Annotated in this window: 25 protein-coding genes; 12 read left to right on the top strand and 13 right to left on the bottom strand. The window is 67.4% G+C overall.

Translation table 11 applies throughout. The features are described 5' to 3' along the window. The first annotated feature begins 35 nt into the window (after window positions 1-35). Window positions 36-809, top strand: a complete 774-nt coding sequence (locus M0R89_RS12130) for an NAD-dependent epimerase/dehydratase family protein (RefSeq protein ID WP_248649348.1) — start codon at window positions 36-38, stop codon at window positions 807-809. 105 nt (window positions 810-914) lie between these two features. Here the strand turns inward: M0R89_RS12130 and M0R89_RS12125 are convergent, their stop codons facing one another. The 4 genes from M0R89_RS12125 to M0R89_RS12110 all read right to left on the bottom strand — a co-directional run bounded on the left by M0R89_RS12125 (window position 915) and on the right by M0R89_RS12110 (window position 3,080). Then, window positions 915-1,184, bottom strand: a complete 270-nt coding sequence (locus M0R89_RS12125; protein ID WP_248649347.1) for an HAH_0734 family protein — start codon at window positions 1,182-1,184, stop codon at window positions 915-917. A 117-nt stretch (window positions 1,185-1,301) separates the two neighbouring features. Then, window positions 1,302-2,102 (bottom strand): hypothetical protein, encoded by an 801-nt coding sequence (locus M0R89_RS12120; protein ID WP_248649346.1) that lies wholly within the window; start codon window positions 2,100-2,102, stop codon window positions 1,302-1,304. A 193-nt stretch (window positions 2,103-2,295) separates the two neighbouring features. Beyond that, entirely contained in the window at window positions 2,296-2,694 is a 399-nt protein-coding gene (locus M0R89_RS12115; protein ID WP_248649345.1) for a hypothetical protein, read from the bottom strand. Further along, window positions 2,694-3,080 (bottom strand): hypothetical protein, encoded by a 387-nt coding sequence (locus tag M0R89_RS12110; protein WP_248649344.1) that lies wholly within the window; start codon window positions 3,078-3,080, stop codon window positions 2,694-2,696. Before M0R89_RS12110 ends, M0R89_RS12115 begins: the two co-directional genes overlap by 1 nt. Window positions 3,081-3,447: 367 nt before the next feature. Between M0R89_RS12110 and M0R89_RS12105 the strand changes: the two genes are divergently transcribed. The 5 genes from M0R89_RS12105 to M0R89_RS12085 are packed head-to-tail and all read left to right on the top strand — an operon-like array spanning window position 3,448 to window position 5,707. After that, window positions 3,448-3,729, top strand: coding sequence for a 50S ribosomal protein L44e (locus M0R89_RS12105; protein ID WP_248649343.1), 282 nt, complete (start codon window positions 3,448-3,450; stop codon window positions 3,727-3,729). A gap of 3 nt (window positions 3,730-3,732) precedes the next feature. After that, window positions 3,733-3,948, top strand: coding sequence for a 30S ribosomal protein S27e (locus tag M0R89_RS12100; RefSeq protein WP_248649342.1), 216 nt, complete (start codon window positions 3,733-3,735; stop codon window positions 3,946-3,948). Then, window positions 3,945-4,748 carry a translation initiation factor IF-2 subunit alpha gene (locus M0R89_RS12095; RefSeq protein ID WP_248649341.1) on the top strand — a complete coding sequence of 268 codons (804 nt, stop codon included), beginning with the start codon at window positions 3,945-3,947 and terminating at the stop codon, window positions 4,746-4,748. The genes M0R89_RS12100 and M0R89_RS12095 overlap by 4 nt, the downstream gene beginning before the upstream one ends. Window positions 4,749-4,760: 12 nt before the next feature. Next, window positions 4,761-4,943: an RNA-protein complex protein Nop10 gene (locus M0R89_RS12090; protein WP_248649340.1), complete on the top strand. Its 183-nt coding sequence runs from the start codon at window positions 4,761-4,763 to the stop codon at window positions 4,941-4,943. 5 nt (window positions 4,944-4,948) lie between these two features. After that, a complete protein-coding gene (locus M0R89_RS12085; RefSeq protein WP_248649339.1) occupies window positions 4,949-5,707 on the top strand; it encodes a proteasome assembly chaperone family protein in 759 nt (252 codons plus the stop codon). A gap of 58 nt (window positions 5,708-5,765) precedes the next feature. Here the strand turns inward: M0R89_RS12085 and M0R89_RS12080 are convergent, their stop codons facing one another. Then, window positions 5,766-6,305: a DUF7344 domain-containing protein gene (locus tag M0R89_RS12080; RefSeq protein ID WP_248649338.1), complete on the bottom strand. Its 540-nt coding sequence runs from the start codon at window positions 6,303-6,305 to the stop codon at window positions 5,766-5,768. Between the two features lie 155 nt (window positions 6,306-6,460). Here M0R89_RS12080 and M0R89_RS12075 point away from each other — a divergent pair, with 155 nt between their 5' ends. Next, window positions 6,461-7,021, top strand: coding sequence for a J domain-containing protein (locus M0R89_RS12075; protein WP_248649337.1), 561 nt, complete (start codon window positions 6,461-6,463; stop codon window positions 7,019-7,021). Window positions 7,022-7,046: 25 nt separating this feature from the next. Here the strand turns inward: M0R89_RS12075 and M0R89_RS12070 are convergent, their stop codons facing one another. After that, window positions 7,047-7,832, bottom strand: a complete 786-nt coding sequence (locus tag M0R89_RS12070; RefSeq protein WP_248649336.1) for a DUF7839 domain-containing protein — start codon at window positions 7,830-7,832, stop codon at window positions 7,047-7,049. Window positions 7,833-7,950: 118 nt separating this feature from the next. Here M0R89_RS12070 and M0R89_RS12065 point away from each other — a divergent pair, with 118 nt between their 5' ends. Both M0R89_RS12065 and M0R89_RS12060 read left to right on the top strand, forming a co-directional pair. Then, a complete protein-coding gene (locus M0R89_RS12065; protein WP_248649335.1) occupies window positions 7,951-8,376 on the top strand; it encodes a putative toxin-antitoxin system toxin component, PIN family in 426 nt (141 codons plus the stop codon). A gap of 61 nt (window positions 8,377-8,437) precedes the next feature. Next, window positions 8,438-9,148, top strand: a complete 711-nt coding sequence (locus M0R89_RS12060; RefSeq protein ID WP_248649334.1) for a metallophosphoesterase — start codon at window positions 8,438-8,440, stop codon at window positions 9,146-9,148. Window positions 9,149-9,214: 66 nt separating this feature from the next. On the opposite strand, the gene M0R89_RS12055 is transcribed toward M0R89_RS12060, so the two are convergent. Then, entirely contained in the window at window positions 9,215-10,480 is a 1,266-nt protein-coding gene (locus M0R89_RS12055) for an NAD(P)/FAD-dependent oxidoreductase (RefSeq protein WP_248649333.1), read from the bottom strand. A gap of 97 nt (window positions 10,481-10,577) precedes the next feature. Between M0R89_RS12055 and M0R89_RS12050 the strand changes: the two genes are divergently transcribed. Together M0R89_RS12050 and M0R89_RS12045 are read left to right on the top strand one after the other, a co-directional pair. Further along, the gene (locus tag M0R89_RS12050) at window positions 10,578-10,835 is read left to right on the top strand and encodes a DUF5789 family protein (RefSeq protein WP_248649332.1); all 258 of its coding nucleotides are present in this window, start codon (window positions 10,578-10,580) and stop codon (window positions 10,833-10,835) included. Window positions 10,836-10,881: 46 nt separating this feature from the next. Beyond that, the gene (locus M0R89_RS12045; protein WP_248649331.1) at window positions 10,882-11,199 is read left to right on the top strand and encodes a transcription factor S; all 318 of its coding nucleotides are present in this window, start codon (window positions 10,882-10,884) and stop codon (window positions 11,197-11,199) included. A 164-nt stretch (window positions 11,200-11,363) separates the two neighbouring features. Here the strand turns inward: M0R89_RS12045 and M0R89_RS12040 are convergent, their stop codons facing one another. The 4 genes from M0R89_RS12040 to M0R89_RS12025 form a co-directional block, all read right to left on the bottom strand. Next, window positions 11,364-12,167 carry a formyltransferase family protein gene (locus M0R89_RS12040; RefSeq protein WP_248649330.1) on the bottom strand — a complete coding sequence of 268 codons (804 nt, stop codon included), beginning with the start codon at window positions 12,165-12,167 and terminating at the stop codon, window positions 11,364-11,366. A 97-nt stretch (window positions 12,168-12,264) separates the two neighbouring features. Then, window positions 12,265-12,999: a tRNA (adenine-N1)-methyltransferase gene (locus tag M0R89_RS12035; RefSeq protein WP_248649329.1), complete on the bottom strand. Its 735-nt coding sequence runs from the start codon at window positions 12,997-12,999 to the stop codon at window positions 12,265-12,267. Next, window positions 12,996-13,388 carry a nascent polypeptide-associated complex protein gene (locus M0R89_RS12030; RefSeq protein ID WP_248649328.1) on the bottom strand — a complete coding sequence of 131 codons (393 nt, stop codon included), beginning with the start codon at window positions 13,386-13,388 and terminating at the stop codon, window positions 12,996-12,998. The genes M0R89_RS12035 and M0R89_RS12030 overlap by 4 nt, the downstream gene beginning before the upstream one ends. Before the next feature lie 134 nt (window positions 13,389-13,522). Next, the gene (locus M0R89_RS12025; protein WP_248649327.1) at window positions 13,523-13,999 is read right to left on the bottom strand and encodes a PUA domain-containing protein; all 477 of its coding nucleotides are present in this window, start codon (window positions 13,997-13,999) and stop codon (window positions 13,523-13,525) included. A 171-nt stretch (window positions 14,000-14,170) separates the two neighbouring features. Here M0R89_RS12025 and M0R89_RS12020 point away from each other — a divergent pair, with 171 nt between their 5' ends. Next, entirely contained in the window at window positions 14,171-14,341 is a 171-nt protein-coding gene (locus tag M0R89_RS12020) for a hypothetical protein (protein ID WP_248649326.1), read from the top strand. Window positions 14,342-14,371: 30 nt separating this feature from the next. Here M0R89_RS12020 and M0R89_RS12015 read toward each other — a convergent pair whose 3' ends face one another. Together M0R89_RS12015 and M0R89_RS12010 are read right to left on the bottom strand one after the other, a co-directional pair. Further along, entirely contained in the window at window positions 14,372-14,869 is a 498-nt protein-coding gene (locus M0R89_RS12015) for a LabA-like NYN domain-containing protein (protein ID WP_248649325.1), read from the bottom strand. A gap of 104 nt (window positions 14,870-14,973) precedes the next feature. Then, complete coding sequence (locus M0R89_RS12010; RefSeq protein WP_248649324.1) at window positions 14,974-15,615, bottom strand: metallophosphoesterase family protein; 642 nt, start codon at window positions 15,613-15,615, stop codon at window positions 14,974-14,976. Window positions 15,616-15,659: the final 44 nt, after the last annotated feature.

Below are 15,659 nucleotides of genomic sequence, written 5' to 3'. Positions count from 1 at the left end.
ACCACCTATTTTTGGCTCGTCGTGGTAGCGCCGCTATGAACGTCGCAATCACCGGTGCCGCGGGGAACGTGGGCCGAGAGGCGCTGTTGGCGCTCTGTGGCCACGACGTGACGCCCATCACCCACCGCGACCACGAGGACCTCGACGGGCCGACGCTCGACGTGACCGAGCGCGAGGCCTTCGCCGACGCGCTCGCGGGACAGGACGTACTCGTTCACCTCGCGGGCAACCCCTCGCCCGACGCCGACTGGGACGGCGTCTTCGAACCCAACGTCGGCGGAACCTACAACGCCTACGAGGCCGCCCGCCAGAACGACCTCGACCGAGTCGTCTTCGCCTCGTCGAACCACGCTGTCCAGATGTACAACACCGACGACCCCGCCGAACCCGAGTCGATGCGCGAGGACGCCCGCGTCGTCCGCCCCGACGACCCGACCCGGCCCGACTCCTACTACGGCGTGAGCAAGGTCGCGGCCGAAGCCCTCGGCGACTTCTACGCCGACCGCCACGGCGTCGAGGTCGTGAACCTCCGAATCGGCTGGCTGATGGACGAGGACGACCTGCGCGAAACGCAGGACGCAGACGACGAGGCCGACGCGGCCCGCGCCCGGTTCGCTCGCGCGATGTGGCTGAGTCCCGGCGACTGCCGCGAGGCTATCAAGTGCGCGGTAGACGCCGACCTGCCGGAGTCGCCCGTGACCGGCCACGCGGTCTCCCGGAACGACGACCGCTACCTCTCGCTGACCGAGACGATGCGGAAGTTGGACTACCGGCCGCGGGACGACTCAGCGGAGGTGCTGGAGGACTGACGGGACGGGGACGACTCGGTCGGCGCGGCCGACGGTTACTCGGGCCAAATCGGGGGGAAAAGAGGCTGCGGCGCGTCGCGAAACTCGAACTACCGAGGCGACCGATTACGAGACGGCGATGTCGTCGGCGCGCTTGATGACGTCGATGGCCTCGGCGTCCACGGATTCGGTTTCGAGCCAGTGGGGGACGAAGTTGCGCTTCTGGTAGTCCTCGCGCTCGTCCTCGGTACCGATGGTGCACCACAACTGGGGTTCGTCCGGGCCGTGCCAGTCGCCCTGCCGACTGATTCCGAAGCAGACGACTTCGTCGCCGTCGTAGTCGATGACGGCGTTCTTCCGGATACCGGGGTCCCCGTGAATGATGAGTCGCTTCATGCTCGGCGATTCGGAAGGAGCGCGTTTAAGCGCTTCGGGACTGCCTCGGCGGCGGGTTCGGAGACGACGCCGTCGCGGCGTGACTACCGGTAGAAAAACCGGGCCGACGGGTCCGAGTTACACGTACGAACTGACGTTTTCCATGTGGTAGACGACTTCGTCCGAGAGGTTCGTCAGGTAGCCCGAGTGGTTCGACCCGACCTGTGAGGTGGCGTCGAACTCGGTGTAGTTCGGCGCGGGCGTGTTGCCGTCCTCGTAACCCGTCTCGCCGAGGGCCTGGTCGAACTCGATGCTGTTGTAAATCCACTGGAGCGTGTCGTCCTCGTGGCTGTGGTAGTTGAACGCGCCCGTGACCACGTCGCGGATGGCGTTGTAGGTGTCGGTGGTCTCCTGCGTGGGCGCCTCGTTGTCCTGCGCGGCGCCGAGGAGGTGCGTCGAGCGAACCTCGTGTCCGTTGTCGGTGAACCACGACCCGTTCAGCGACCGGAGCGAACTCAGCAGAACCTGCGCGCCGAGCGAGTGACTGGAGAGTCGAACCGTCGAGTCGGGGCACCGGTACTTGTAGTCCACGAGGAACTGCGCGAGTTTCGCGCCGTTCTTCTGGGCGACGGTCTGGGCCTCGCCCCACCCGTAGTCCGCGCCGCCGCCGACGTCGTTGTCCCACGTGTAACCGACGACGGTGCCGCCGTACCCGGCGGCGGTGAGTTCGTCGCGGGCGTGCTTGCACTTCTCGCGGGCGGCCTGCTCGGCGTCCGACTCGCTGCTCTTCTTGTCCCAGCCGTGGATGAACACCGTCAGGTCGCCGACGCATCCGGTGTCGACGCCGGGCACGAGACCGTTGGTGTCGTAACTGGTCGCAGTCTCGCCCGAGACCAGCGTAGTACCGCTGTAGTGGTCGCGCGTCGAGACCAGCGGCACGTCGTAGGCCGCGGCGGACCCCGAGACCGACGAGAGCGGCGGCCCCGACGGTGGCTGTTGCGCTGTGCTTGAGGAATCTTCGTCGATTAACCGTCATCGTATTCACCGACGCGCCGGTTTTACTTAGTATTTTTTAATTAGTAATTAATATGTATAGTGCTGTCTGTCGAAAGGAGCTCCGATGAGCGTCCCGTCACCTGAAGAAATCGTCGATAGCATCGGCCATCGAGTCGTCGCGGTCCCGAACCCGACGGGCGTAGCAGGCCTCGCAGACCAGTCCCTGTTCGCCGACCGGCGCGCGGTCGTCGTCGCCCTCGTGGCCGAAGTAGTAGCCGCAGTCGGCACAGACGAGCAAGTCGTCGGCCGGTCCGAGCCACCCTCTGAGCGACCCGAAGGCGGCGTCGTCGGCCAGCAGGTCGTCGGGTGCGAGTTCGTCGGGCCAGTCGGGGTCGCGGGCGAGTCGGTCCTCGTGCATTTCGTTGACGTGGGCCGCACCTCGCTCGCGGGCGTCCTGCCGGGCCGCCTCGCAGTCCTCGCCGGTCACGCGGATGCGATACCCGCAGTGGACGCACTCGAAGCGGTGCTGGACCATTATGCCGACTCGGACGCTTCTGGTCGGTCCGGGTCCAGTACGGCCCCGTAGGCGAGTTCGTAGACCGTCGCCGTGGCCTTCGGAACCCAACACCCGCGTCGGTCCTGTCGGACGTAGTGAGCCTGCTCGGTTTCGCGTTCGGGCACGGCTTCGGCGACGAACACCCGGTCGCTCCCGGCGACCGATTCGAGGATTGCCTCCTCGGCCACCACCAGCGGAAGTCGGAACGCGACCTCTCGCGGGCCTGCGGGGAGCGCGGCCGCGAGCGCGTCGGCGTCGCGCCGGTCGAGGCCCGGGTCGGCGAGCAGGTCGGCGTATCGCTCGACGCGAATGCGTTCGACGGTCGTCGCACCGCCGTCGAGCGGGGCAGAACCGGAGTCAGTCATCGAGACCCACCCCGCGTTCGCCTCGTCGCGTTCGTCGGTTCCCCCTGACCGTCCATTCCGTATCGTTCGAGTCGATTCGATTGAGAGCCTACCATCGTGTCCTCCGACGACCGTCGCCGCGGGCACAGTCGGCACACCACCACGCGCCCGCCGTTCGACGGTCGTTACCCAATTGTTCACACGGAGAGGACTTAAAATCGTGCCACGTATGGCGAAAGTAAAACTACCGGACGAGAGCGACTCGGTGATTCGAGGCGAACGGACCCGTTGCGCCGGGGGCGAGACCGCAGTCCAGTCCTCGGGGTCCGACCGTGAACCAAACGGGTTTTAAGCCCCGTGGCCTTACACCACGGCAAGGTAGATATCTATGCAGATGCCACGACGCTTCAATACGTACTGCCCGCATTGCAAGGCTCACGAAGAACACGAGGTCCAGAAGGTCCGAACCGGTCGCTCGACCGGCATGAAGTGGGACCAGCGTAAGCAGCGCGAAGGCTCGAAGGGTATCGGGAACCGCGGTCGGTTCTCCAAAGTTCCCGGTGGGGACAAGCCCACGAAGAAGACCGACCTGAAGTACCGCTGCAGCGAGTGCGGCAAGGCCCACCTCCGCGAGGGATGGCGCGCCGGCCGACTCGAACTGGAGGACTAACCCATGGCAGGAAACTTTTACACGGTCCAGTGTCCGGACTGCGACAACGAACAGATCGTCTTCGGTAAGGCCGCGACTGAGGTCGCCTGCGCCGTCTGTGGCGCGACCCTCGCCCGCCCGACCGGCGGCGACGCCGAGTTCGAGGGCGAAGTGACCGACACCGTGGAGCGACGCTCCGCGAGCAGCGTACAGTCCGACGACAGCGTGGAAGCGCGATGAAATACAGCGGCTGGCCCGACACCGGCGAACTCGTCGTCGGCAAGATAGACGAAATCGAAGACTTCGGCGTCTTCGTGGACCTCTCGGAGTACGAGGACAAGCGCGGTCTCATCCACGTCAGCGAGGTCGCCAGCGGGTGGATCAAGAACATCCGCGACCACGTCAACGAGGGCCAGACGGTCGTCTGCAAGGTACTGGACGTGGACGAGGGTGCACAGCAGATCGACCTCTCGCTGAAAGACGTCAACGACCACCAGCGCTCCGAGAAGATTCAGGAGTGGAAGAACGAGCAGAAGGCCGACAACTGGATGGAACTGGCCTTCGGCGAGGACATGGGCGACGAGAAGTACTCGCAGGTCGCCAACGAACTCCTCGCCGAGTTCGGCGGTCTCTACGGCGGCTTCGAGCAGGCCGCGATTCACGGCCCCGAAGCGCTCGACGCCACAGGCCTCACCGACGAGGAAGTCGAGGCCATCGTGGACACCGCCCGCGAGAACGTCTCGGTGCCCTACGTCACGGTCACGGGCTACGTCGACCTCGAAAGCGCGTCGAGCGGCGGCGTGGACGACATCAAGGAGGCCCTGCAGGCCGCCGAGGGGAACGGCGACATCCCCGACGAAATCGACCTCGAAGTGACCTACGTCGGCGCGCCCGAGTACCGCATCCGGGTACAGGCGCCCAACTACAAGACGGCCGAGGACCAACTCAAGGAGAGCGCGGCCCGCGCCCAAGAGGCAATCGAATCGGTCGGCGGCACCGGGTCGTTCCACCGCGACCGGCAGACCGAAGAGGAACAGTAGGCCACTTATCCGATGAAATCGGATATCCTCGTCTGTTCGGCGTGGCGCGACGAACACCCGCGGCCGGTGTACACCCTTTCTACGACGTGTCCGGAGTGCGGAGCCGAGGCCGTCAACAGCGCGCCCGCTCCGTTCAACCCCGAGGACCCCCACGGCGAGTACCGACGGGCACTTAAGGAGCGCGCCCGCGAGTAAGCCACATGGACGAACTCGACATCGAGGCAGTCGCCGACCCCGACCTGCAGGACCCCGTCCTCGTCGAGGGGCTTCCGGGCGTCGGCCACGTCGGAAAACTGGCGGTCGAACACCTCCTCGAGGAGAAAGAGAGCGAGTTGGTGCGGCGGGTCTACTCCGAACACTTTCCGCCGCAGGTCAGCGTCGCCGACGACGGCACGACCGAACTCGCCTGCGCGGAGATCCACGCCGTCGAACTCGACGACCGAGACCTACTGGTGTTGACCGGCGACCACCAGGCCAGCGACAACACCGGCCACTACCGACTGACCGACGCGTTCCTCGACGTGGCCGCGGAGTTCGACGTCGAGACGGTGTACGCGCTGGGCGGCGTGCCAACGGGCGAACTCATGGACGAGTACGACGTTCTCGGCGCGGCCACCCACGAGGAGTTCGCCGAGGAGTTACGCGACGCGGGTGTCGAGTTCCGAGAGGACGAACCCGCGGGCGGCATCGTCGGCACGAGCGGTCTCTTGCTCGGTCTCGGCGAGCGCCGTGGCTTCCGCGCGACCTGTCTGATGGGCGAGACCAGCGGCTACCTCGTGGACCCGAAGAGCGCTCGCGCGGTCCTCGAAGTGCTGGAGGACGTGCTGGGCTTCGAGGTCAACTTCGACTCGCTGGAGGAACGGGCCGACGACATGGAGGACGTGGCGAACAAGATTCAGGAGATGGAGAACCAGCAGTCCGGGATGGCGACCGACGAGAATCTGCGATACATCGGCTGAACGACGCTTTTCTATCTGTCCGGTGCTGGACACAGTTTCTGTCCGAGCGCCGCCACCTTCAGAGTCCCAAGACCTGCTGTTTCTGCTCGGAGTAGGCGTGGTACGTCGCCGAGAGCGTGAACAGAACGAGGAAGTACCACGACCAGAATTCGACGCCGAACGACGAGACGAACAGGAGGTTCAGGCGGACCGCGAGGAGCGTGAGAAGGCCTAGCAGGCCGACCCCGAAGTAGTAGGTGGACCACGAGATGTCGTCCTCGGAGACGACCTCCATGTACACCTCGACCTCCTCGGCCCGGTCTCTGAGTTCGAGTTGCTGGTCGCGCTGGTCGTAGTCGACGATTTCGAGGTCGTCGAGTTTCGGGAGGTGAGTCTGGTGAAGCGAGACGTAGACGCTCTTGCGAACGTCGCGAGGCGGCGGCGACTCTCCTGTCTCGACGGAGGCGATGTGTTCGGCGAGCGTATCCACGTCTATCGGTCCGTCCGACTCTCGCAGATGCTGTATCGCGCGTCGGCGTCGGTCGTTCCGGAGGACGTTGTGAATCTCGCTGGGGTCGAGTTCGTCCTCGCGCTCCGGGGTCTGGTCCTGTACTGTCATTGGTCCGAGTAGCGATACCGACCTGACATACCGTTCGGTCTATCTAAGCCGACGGACATTAATGTTGCCATCGTTTCGATACCACCGCTCCGGAAATAACCGGCGGGAGATTCTTTATGATACGGCCCTAACGAATTTTCGTGTTGCCTGAATGGATGGTTGTCGGCCTCTGGCTGTCGGTCGGAATCGGGGTCGTCATCGGTGCCATCTTCGTCGCCGGAGCGCGACTCTACCCGACCAGGTCCTCGAACGCGACCTACACCACGGGCGAGGGCCGACGCCGCATCGAAATCCGCCAGTACCTCTCGACAATCGGCGAGGCGTTCGCCGAAGACCACTTCGTGGAAGGCCAGCACGTCGCCTTCTACCTGCCCGAGCGTGACGTGGCCATCACCTTCGACGCGCGGGCCTACTTCCGCATCGAGCGGTCGCCGACGTACGCGGTCCTCGTGGAACACGAGATGCCCGGCATGCATCTGGGCGACCGCCTGCCGTTCGAGACGCCCGACATCGCCGACGAGGAGGACGACGGACACATCGACCCAACCGGGGCGGCCTTCGCCGTTCTCGGCGTGCCCCGCGGGGCGTCGCTCTCGGAGGTCAAGCGCGCCTACCGTCAGAAGGTCAAGGAGGTCCACCCCGACCACGGCGGCGACCGCGAGGAGTTCCAGCAGGTCCGGGAGGCCTACACGGCGGCGAAGAATCGGGTGAGTTAGGGCCGACGCGCGAACGGTTGCGTGGCTACGGGCCGAGTTCCGAGACCTCGTAGGCGATGTTTCCGTCGCGGAGAGCGTCGGTGACTCGACCCACGATGTCGGCGGTGGCGACCACGACGGCGTCGAGACCCCGTCCCGCGGCCTCGGCGGCCACCTCGCCCGCGGCGAAGGTCGTCGCGGGGTCGCAGTCGGCGCGCCGGAGCGCCACCACGGCCTCGACGCCGGTCGCGGCCACGAGGTCGGCCGACTCGCAGGCGTCGGCGAGAGCGCCGGGGTCGGTGGCCGACGCGCCGCCCGACCGGACCGGCGGCACTTGGAACACCGTGACTTCGCCGGGGTCGAAGTCGATGATGCCCTCGAACCCGGTCACACCCACGTCCGCGCCCGCCTCGGCGTCGGTGGTGGCGACGCCGGTCGCCGGCCCCTCTTCGCCGGGGGTCGCGTGGAGGAGTCCGCCGCGGAGCGAGAGCGTGACGGCCTCTCCCTCGGAAACGTCGTCGGTGGCGATGGCCGCCTCCTCTTGGACGCTCCCCAGAATGTCGTCGGTGACGTGGTCGGCGTACCGGCGCACGTCGGTCGCCTCCTGGAGCAGCCAGTCGACGCCCTCCTTGGTCACGGTGTAGCGCGACCGACCCTCCTTCTCGACCAGTTCGTCCTCGACGAGCGCCCGGATGTACTCGCTGACGGCCTGACTCGTCACCCCGACCGCGTCCGCGATTTCGCCCTGACTCACCGCGGGTTGGCGCTCCGCGATTTCGGCGAGGATGCGGAATCGCGTCGCGGCCCGCTTGTTCTCCAAAACGTCGGCCATACCTACCGGTTTCGCCACGACGAACATAAATCCCCGGCGGTCGAGCGTTTCGCGCGGCCTCGGCGTTCGCCGGGCGGTGGTCGGGAGGTTTTTCGCCGACGCGGTCCGAGTCCTCGGCGTGAGTCGTCCGACCGTCGTCTTCGACACCAACGTCCTCGTCGCGGAACTCGCCTTCCCCGACGAACCGCTGGCCTGCGTCGCGCTGGCCGACGCGGGCGAGGTCGAAGTCGCTGTCTCGCCCGCGCTCCTCGCCGAGTTCGCGGCGGTCCTCGCCTACGACCACCTGCCGGTCTCGGACCTCCCGCCGGCGCGTCGGGCCGAGAGGGTGGAGCGCGTCCTCGAGTTCGGCCGGGTGGTCGAACCCGCCGTCGAAATCGACGCCGCGGCGGACCCCGACGACGACGCGGTCCTCGAATGCGCGGTGGCGGCCGCGGCGGACCTCGTCGTCTCCGACGATTACCACCTCCGGGACCGCGACGGGTTCGCGGGCGTGGCCGTCCGGACGCGAGAGGCGTTCCTCGCCCGCTACGGAGAGTCCCGCTGAGACGCTTCGTGTGCCTCGGCGACCGCAACCCCGAAGACCGACGGGAGCCAACACCGCGACGATGGACGCGCAGTTCCGCGACCGAGCGGTCTACCTCCCCGCCGAAGACGCGCTGGTCGTCGCCGACCTCCACGTCGGCCGCGACGCCGCCTCGGCGGTCGAACTCCCGCTGGGCGAGCGCACCGACCTGACCGACCGACTCGCCGACCTGCTGGCCGCGTTCGACCCCGCGACGGTCGTGGTCGCGGGCGACCTGCTCCACGCCTTCGACCGCGTGCCCGCTGGCGTCGCCGAGACGGTGGCCGCGCTCCGCGAAACCGTCGCGGACGCTGGCGCCGACCTCGTGGTCGTCCGTGGGAACCACGACGCGATGCTCGACGCGGTGAGCGACGAGTTGGCGGCGGACTCGGGGCGCGTCTCGACCCCCGACGAGTTCCGCGTCGGCGACACGCTGGTCGTCCACGGCCACGCCGCGCCCGAGGCGTCGGCCGACCGCTACGTCGTCGGCCACGACCACCCGGCCATCGAAATCGAGGGGTCGCGCCACCCCTGTCTGCTGTACGGGCCGGGTACGTACCGGGGCGGCGACGTGCTGATGGTGCCCGCGTTCAACCGCCTCGCGCCCGGTACGACCGTCAACGGGATGCGGGCGAGGGATTTCCAGTCGCCGGTCGTCCGGGACGCGGACGCGCTCCGCCCGGTCGTGTGGGACGCCGACCGCGGGGAGACGCTGTCGTTCCCGCCGCTGGGGGAGTTTCGGCGGATGCTTTGAGGGGAACGTCGGTCAGGTTCGGGGGAGTGCGCGGCGGACTCGCGCACGTACGGCGATTCGTCGTCGCTACTCCAAGTCGAGGTCCTCGGCCACCGTCTTCGCGGCCTTCCGACCGCTCGTCATCGCGGCGTTCAGCGACGACGCCTCGGTGAACTCGCCCGCGAGGTAGACCGGGCCGTCGGGAGCGTCCACGTCGGGCAGGCGGCCGTGAACCCCCGGCGGTTGGGCGAACTGGGCGAACTCGACCCGACTCGTGTGGAGGGTTTCGAGGTCGAGGCGGCGCTCGGGGTACCACGAATCGAGCGTCCGGGCCGTCGCCGCCGCGAGGTCCTCCTCGGGGTCGTCGGGGACCCCGAGGAACGTCGCGCTCAGGAGGTTGCGGTCCTCGGGCGCGTACTCCGGCGCGACCGACGAGAGCTGGGCGACGTGGTTCGGTGCGTCCGACTCGGCGTTGAGCAGGAGGCGCTGGCCGGCGTCGAGTTCCTCGCCGTCGAAGGCGTAGTACTGGGTGACACAGCCCTTCGCGTCGGTCGGAATCGACTCGACGCCGGTCAACTCGCGGGCCTGCTTCGGGTCGGTGGCGACGACGACGGCGTCGGCGGCGGTCGAGTCCCGGCCGAGTTCGAGCGTCGGGTCGCGGCCGTTAGGGTCCAAATCGGTCACGGTCTCGTCGGTCACGACGTCGACCCCGGCCTCGCGGGCGGACGCCGCCAGTCGCTCGCTCACCGCCGCCATCCCGCGGGCCGGGACCGCGATGCGGCCGACCGTCAGCATCTTGAACGTGAACTCGAAGACCTTCTTCGAGGTGCCAAGACTCCGGTCTAACGTGATACCGCCGTAGAACGGCGCGGCGAAGTTCTCGACGAACTTCTCGGAGAACCCCCGGTCGCGGAGGTACTCGCGGGTGGTCGCGTCGCGGCCGCGAAACAGTTCGCGGTCGGACTCGTCGGCGAGTTCCCGGCGGAGTCCGAGGACCTTGAGTTTGTCCCGGAACGTCACGTCGCGGTTGAGCGCCGTCTCCAGCGCGGCGTCCACGTCCCGAAAGGGGTCCGAGAGCGTCGAGCGCTCGCCCGGGCGGGCGACCACCGCGCCGGGTTTGAAGTACCGCAGGTCGAGGTCGTCGAGGTCCAACTCGCGCCGGAGCGCCGGGTACGCGGTGAAAAGCACCTGAAACCCGCGGTCGAAGACGAACCCGTCGCGGCGGAGCGTTCGCACCCGCCCGCCGAGGTCGTGGTGGCGCTCGTAGAGTCGCACGTCCGCGCCCGCGTCGGCGAGACGACGCGCCGCGACCAGTCCGGCCGGTCCACCGCCAGCGACGACGACTTCGGTCATGACGGCAGGTTCGGGCGCGCGCCACAAATTTTTGCTGCTCCGGGGCGGCGGGCAATCGCCGACAACACCTAAGGACCGACTCGTCGTAGCCCGGGACATGGCACGGGAGGTCAAACTCAGCCACGTCGAATCGATGCTCGGCGAACTCTCGTATCCGATCGCGAGAGAGACGGCCGCGAGCGAGTTCGAGGACGTGACGCTGTTGCTCGCCGACGGGGAGCGCAACTTGGGGGAACTGATAGCCGACGTTCCGGCCGAGGAGTTCGAGTCGAACGAGGAACTCCAGTCCGAAATCAACAACGTCCTGCCGCGCGAGGCGGTGGGCGAACCCTACCAGTCGGAGGGCGAGGGGTGACGAAGCACGGCGCTTAACTAGTCGGGTCCGCTACGCCGTGACAACAATGGAGTTCTGTGACGAGTGCGGTTCGATGATGAAGGCGGAGGACGAGCTTTGGGTCTGCGATAGCTGCGGCAACAAGACGCCGAAGGACCCCGAGGCCAACTACGTCGTGACCGAAGACCAAGAGGCCAGCGAGGTCATCGAGACCAGCAAGGGCGACGAGCAGAGCGCGCTCCCCACGACCGAGGCCCACTGCCCGGAGTGTGGCAACGACCGCGCGCGCTGGTACATGCAACAGATTCGGGCGGCCGACGAGAGCGAGACGCGGTTCTTCATCTGCACCGAGTGCGAACACAAGTGGCGGGAAGACGACAACTAACGACCTTTTACTGCGCTCGGCAGTTCGCCTCCGTCGAGGGATTCCGTGGCCCGCTCGTTCAGTCGCTTCGCTCCTTCACTCGCGGTAGAAGTACAGGCGTGACGGCGAGAGTCAGTGCGCGAGCCTTCGGTTCGCTGTAACGTGGTTTCCGAGGTCCGCCACGGCTACCCGACGACCTGCCGGACTCGGCCCTTCCCCTCCTTGAGGACGTACTTCAGCACGTCGCCGCCCTCCGGGAGCGAGTAGAGGTCCCCGAGTTCGTCGGGCGACTCGGGGTCGACGCCCGACGCGACGTTCCGGACGCCCTTCACCAGCACGTCGTCGGAGACCGCGAACAGGCGCTCGCGGACCTCCGACCACGTCCGGGCGTCGGCGATGTCGACCGGTTCGTAGGCCACTATCGACCCGCCGTCGAGCGTCTCGGTGAGTCGCTGGAGGGTCACGCCCGCGGTCTCCTCGCCGTTGAGAAACTCCCAGAACCCGCAGGGCATCCCGCGGTACTCCCGGAGGTCGCCGTGGTGGAAGCTCAGGACGCCGTACTCCGGCGCGTCCAGCACGTCGCCCTTCAGGATGCCGAACCCGAAGCGAATCGCCACGTCGGTCTCGCCGACGACCTCGACCGCGCGGTCGGGCAGGACGTTGCCGAAGTCCGGGGCGGGGTCGGGGTCGACCGCCAGCGTCTCCGGGTCGCCGAGTCCCTCGATACTCCCGACCGCTCGCGGTCGCTGATAGGCCGGCGGGTCGCCGAGTTGGACCGCCGCGCCGACCGGCGTCCAGAGCGGATACTCCCGGACCCGGTCGAGGTAGTGGTCGAGACCGCCCCGTTTTCCGCCGGTCGATTCGGTACACCGGACGACCGTCGTCACCTCGGCGTCGGTCCGCGCGAGCATCGACTCGACCGCGCTGGCCTGCCACGCCGGAACGTCGGGCCCGCGAACGAGAAGCGCGACTGACAGTGTCTCGGACATGTGAGTGGTCGCCTCCGAAGACGACGAGTGTCGGCTTTGTTATGGACAGACTTTGCGCTCGAACGCTCGGCCTACGGCAAAACAGGTCGCGATTGCGTTACGGTCGGCGCGCGAAGGTGAGATAGCCCGTGTGACCGACACCCGCGGTCGAGGGCCGCGACCCCCGGTCGTCGAAGTCCATCCGGCGCTGGATGGTCTCGAAGGTCTCCACGTCCGCGAGACCGGCCTCGCGGGCCGACTCGACGGTCTCGCGGGTCTGCTCCACGAACGGGGAGTAGACCGCGACGTAGCCGCCGCGGGCCAGCAGGTCGGGCGCGCGTGCGACGACGTCGGGCGCGTCCTCCGTGTCGAGGGTCAGCACGTCGAACTCGCCGAGGTCGGCGGAGTCGTCGGCCAACGCCTCGGTCAGGTCGCCGGCGCGCACGTCGACTCGGTCGGACACGTCGGCGAGTTCCATGTTCTCGCGGGCCACCTCGGCGAACTCGGGGTCGCGCTCGTAGGTGGTCACGTCCGCGCCCGCCCGACCGAGGTAGGCCGAGAGAACGCCGGTTCCGGTCCCGGCGTCCAGCACGCGGTCGCCCGCCGCGACGCCGGTGTGACCGACGATGAGACCCACGTCGCGGGGCATCATCGGCGCGCCGGTGCGCTCGAAGTGGTTGAACAGGTCGGGACCGCGGAGTCGCCGGACCTCGAACGGTTCGCCCAGATGGGTCTCCAGCGTCTGGCCGGGTTCGACGTCCTCGGGCACGTCGAGGACTCCGAGGTCGGTCTGGAGTTCCTCGCCGGGTTCCCGGAGGTACTCTCGGTCGCCGTGAACCAGCAGGACCGTCACTCTAACCGCTCGACCGCGGCCGCGAGGTCGCCGTCGGTGGCTTCGAGCGCCTCGCGCGCGTCGTCCTCGGTCGCGCCGGTCCGCTGGGCGACGAGTTCGACGTCGCCGTCGGGAATTTCGCTCCCGGCGTCGTCGCCGTCCGCGTCGCCGGACTCGACCGCGCTGGCCTCGCTCGCCGCGCGGGTCTCGGGTTCGCCGACGACCTGATACGTCTCTTGGCCGCGAGCGTCCATCACGGTGATGTCGGGGTTGTCGAACACGAGTTGCTCGCCGTCGCTCTTCGTGATGACGACTTCCTCGGCGTCGAGTTCGTCGACGTCGATACCCATCTGCTTCATCATCTGTTGCATCTTACGAGGGTCGAGACCCCCGCCGCCTCCTCCGAACATACTCGGTTCGTCGGAGCGTGAAGAAATAAGGTTGGCGGACCGCCACCGACGGTGGTCGATTCGGGTCCGTGGTCGTGTGTCGGCAGTCGAGAGATGATTCCGCGGCCGGAACCGCCACCGGAAGCGACCGGGGGCTACTCGTCGGCGCCCTCGCGGACCATCACGGCCATCCCGGTGTCGAAGTCGCCCATCGCGTCGGCCGAGAGTTCGGCCCGGCCCACGCCGAGAAGAGAGCCGTCCTCGTGGACGATTGCCACCTCGTCGCCGGGTCGGACCTCGGGACCGACCGCGGCGACGAACTTCGCGAAGACGTTCTTGCCGTCGCGGACGAACGGTTCGCTCTCGTCGCCGACGACGACTCGGCCCGCCGGAGGTTCGAGGGCGGCCGCGACTCGGCGACCGCCTTCCAGTCCGAGGGTGAACCGGCCGTCGGTGCCGTAGGTCACGAGTCGCCCGGCGTCGGCGATGACCTGCTGTGGCCGCCCCGACGACGACCGCTTGACTTCGAGGTCGTCGCCTTCCGGGAACAGCGTCGCGCCGACGCCCGCCCCGAACTGGTAGTCGGCGGTCGTCCGGAGTCGCGGGAGGTCGTCGGTCTGACTCGAACTCATTGGCCGCGAGTTGGCGTGCCGCGGCGAAAAGGCTTCGTTCTCGTCGTCGCCCCGAGTTTGATACTTGCTAACTAGGGTCTCGACACACCGAAACAATTTAATTATCTATCATTACTTTTATCGGCGGTTACGGTTTGATTTATATTCTTGGAGCGCCTACCCACAGGTACGATGAAAGCAAACCTCGGCCTCGCACTCGTCCTCTTGGCTGGCGTAGTCGTCCTCGGCGTCGCGACCATCCAGACGTTCCCGACCTACGTCCTCTCGGCCGTCGCGGTGCTCGTCATGGCGGCGGGGGCGCTCCTCAGCGGCACCGCGAACGAAGACGGCCGCCCGGTCTGAGGCGGCGCCAGCGGCGAAACTCGTTTTTCTTCAGAGTAGGAAGGTGTCCGGACGCTCGGACATATCCACGAACGCGTCGGCGGCCTCGATGAGTTCCTCGGAGGTCGATTCCGCGAAGCTAGTCACCTCGGTCCGCACGCCCTCGTGGCGGAGATGCGAGCAGAGTCGCGAGAAGTCGCCGTCGCCGGTACAGAGGATGACCGTATCGACGTGGTTGGCCAGCGTCACCGCGTCCAGACTCATGCCCACGTCCCAGTCGGCCTTCTTCGACCCGTCGCCGAACGTCTTGAGTTCCTTGATTTTCGTCTCGAAGCCGATGTCGGCCAGCGCCTCGAAGAACCGCTCCTCGTCCGGACTGTCGGCCTGAATCACGTACGCGATAGCCCGCGTCAACTCCCGGTCCTGCACCGACTTTTCGAGGAGCGCAGAGTAGTCGATGTTTCGGCTATAGACGCTCTGGGCGGTGTGATAGAGGTTTTGGGCGTCAGCGAGGACGGCGACCCGCTGATGCGGGTGAATTTCGGTCATAGAGCATGCTTGGTACTCCCGGCGGTATAAAGGTCCGCCACACCGCTCGCCTGCGACCGTCTCTGGCGCTCGCTCGGGGGAGGTAGCCGCGCACCTGAGACCACTCACTCCGTCGGCGTCGCGCGGTCGGAGAGGTCGAGGGTCTCGGGGTCGAGGTAGTAGTATCGCTCCCACGCGGGCGCGAGACTCACGACCCGAGTGTCGCCGTAGGTCGCTTCGGCGTGGCGCTCGTGGTGGCCGACCAGACAGAGGTCCGGTTCCAGCGCGTCGAGGAGTTCGTCGATTCGCTCGCACCCGGCGTCGTAGCCGTAGTATATCAGGCCGTGCGGGGCCTCGTGCGTGAGAAGCACGTCCACGTCCTCGACCGCCTTCAGGCGCTCGACGTCCTCGCGGACGAAGTGTCGCCTGCGCTCGCCCGCGAGGTCGGCCCGGGTTTCGTCGTACTTCGTCGGTGCGTAGTTGCCCGACAGGCCCGCGACCCGGAGGCCCCGGACCTCTGCGACGGTGCTCGCGAGCAGGTGCGCGTTTCGGACCCTCGCGCCCTCGGGGTTCTCGCCGCGCCGAAGCGCGTCGATGACGTCGAAGTCCTCGTTGTTGCCCGCGACGAAGTAGGTCGGAATCGGCAGGTCGTAGTGGAGCAGGTCGCCGGTCTGGAGTGCGACCTCGGCGTCGCTCTCGCGGTAGGCCGCGAACAGCGCGCGCCGGTCGTCGGGGTCGTCGGCGTGGGCGTCTCCGAGGACGAGCATCGCCGAAGTATCGATGGGCCCGGAGGTAAGGGCTGTGGCCCGGA

Source organism: Halorussus limi (assembly GCF_023238205.1).
In the GTDB taxonomy this organism is placed as follows: Archaea; Halobacteriota; Halobacteria; order Halobacteriales; family Haladaptataceae; genus Halorussus; species Halorussus limi.
Note: the sequence above shows the minus strand (reverse complement) of the source record. Positions and strands in the feature narration are given on the sequence as shown.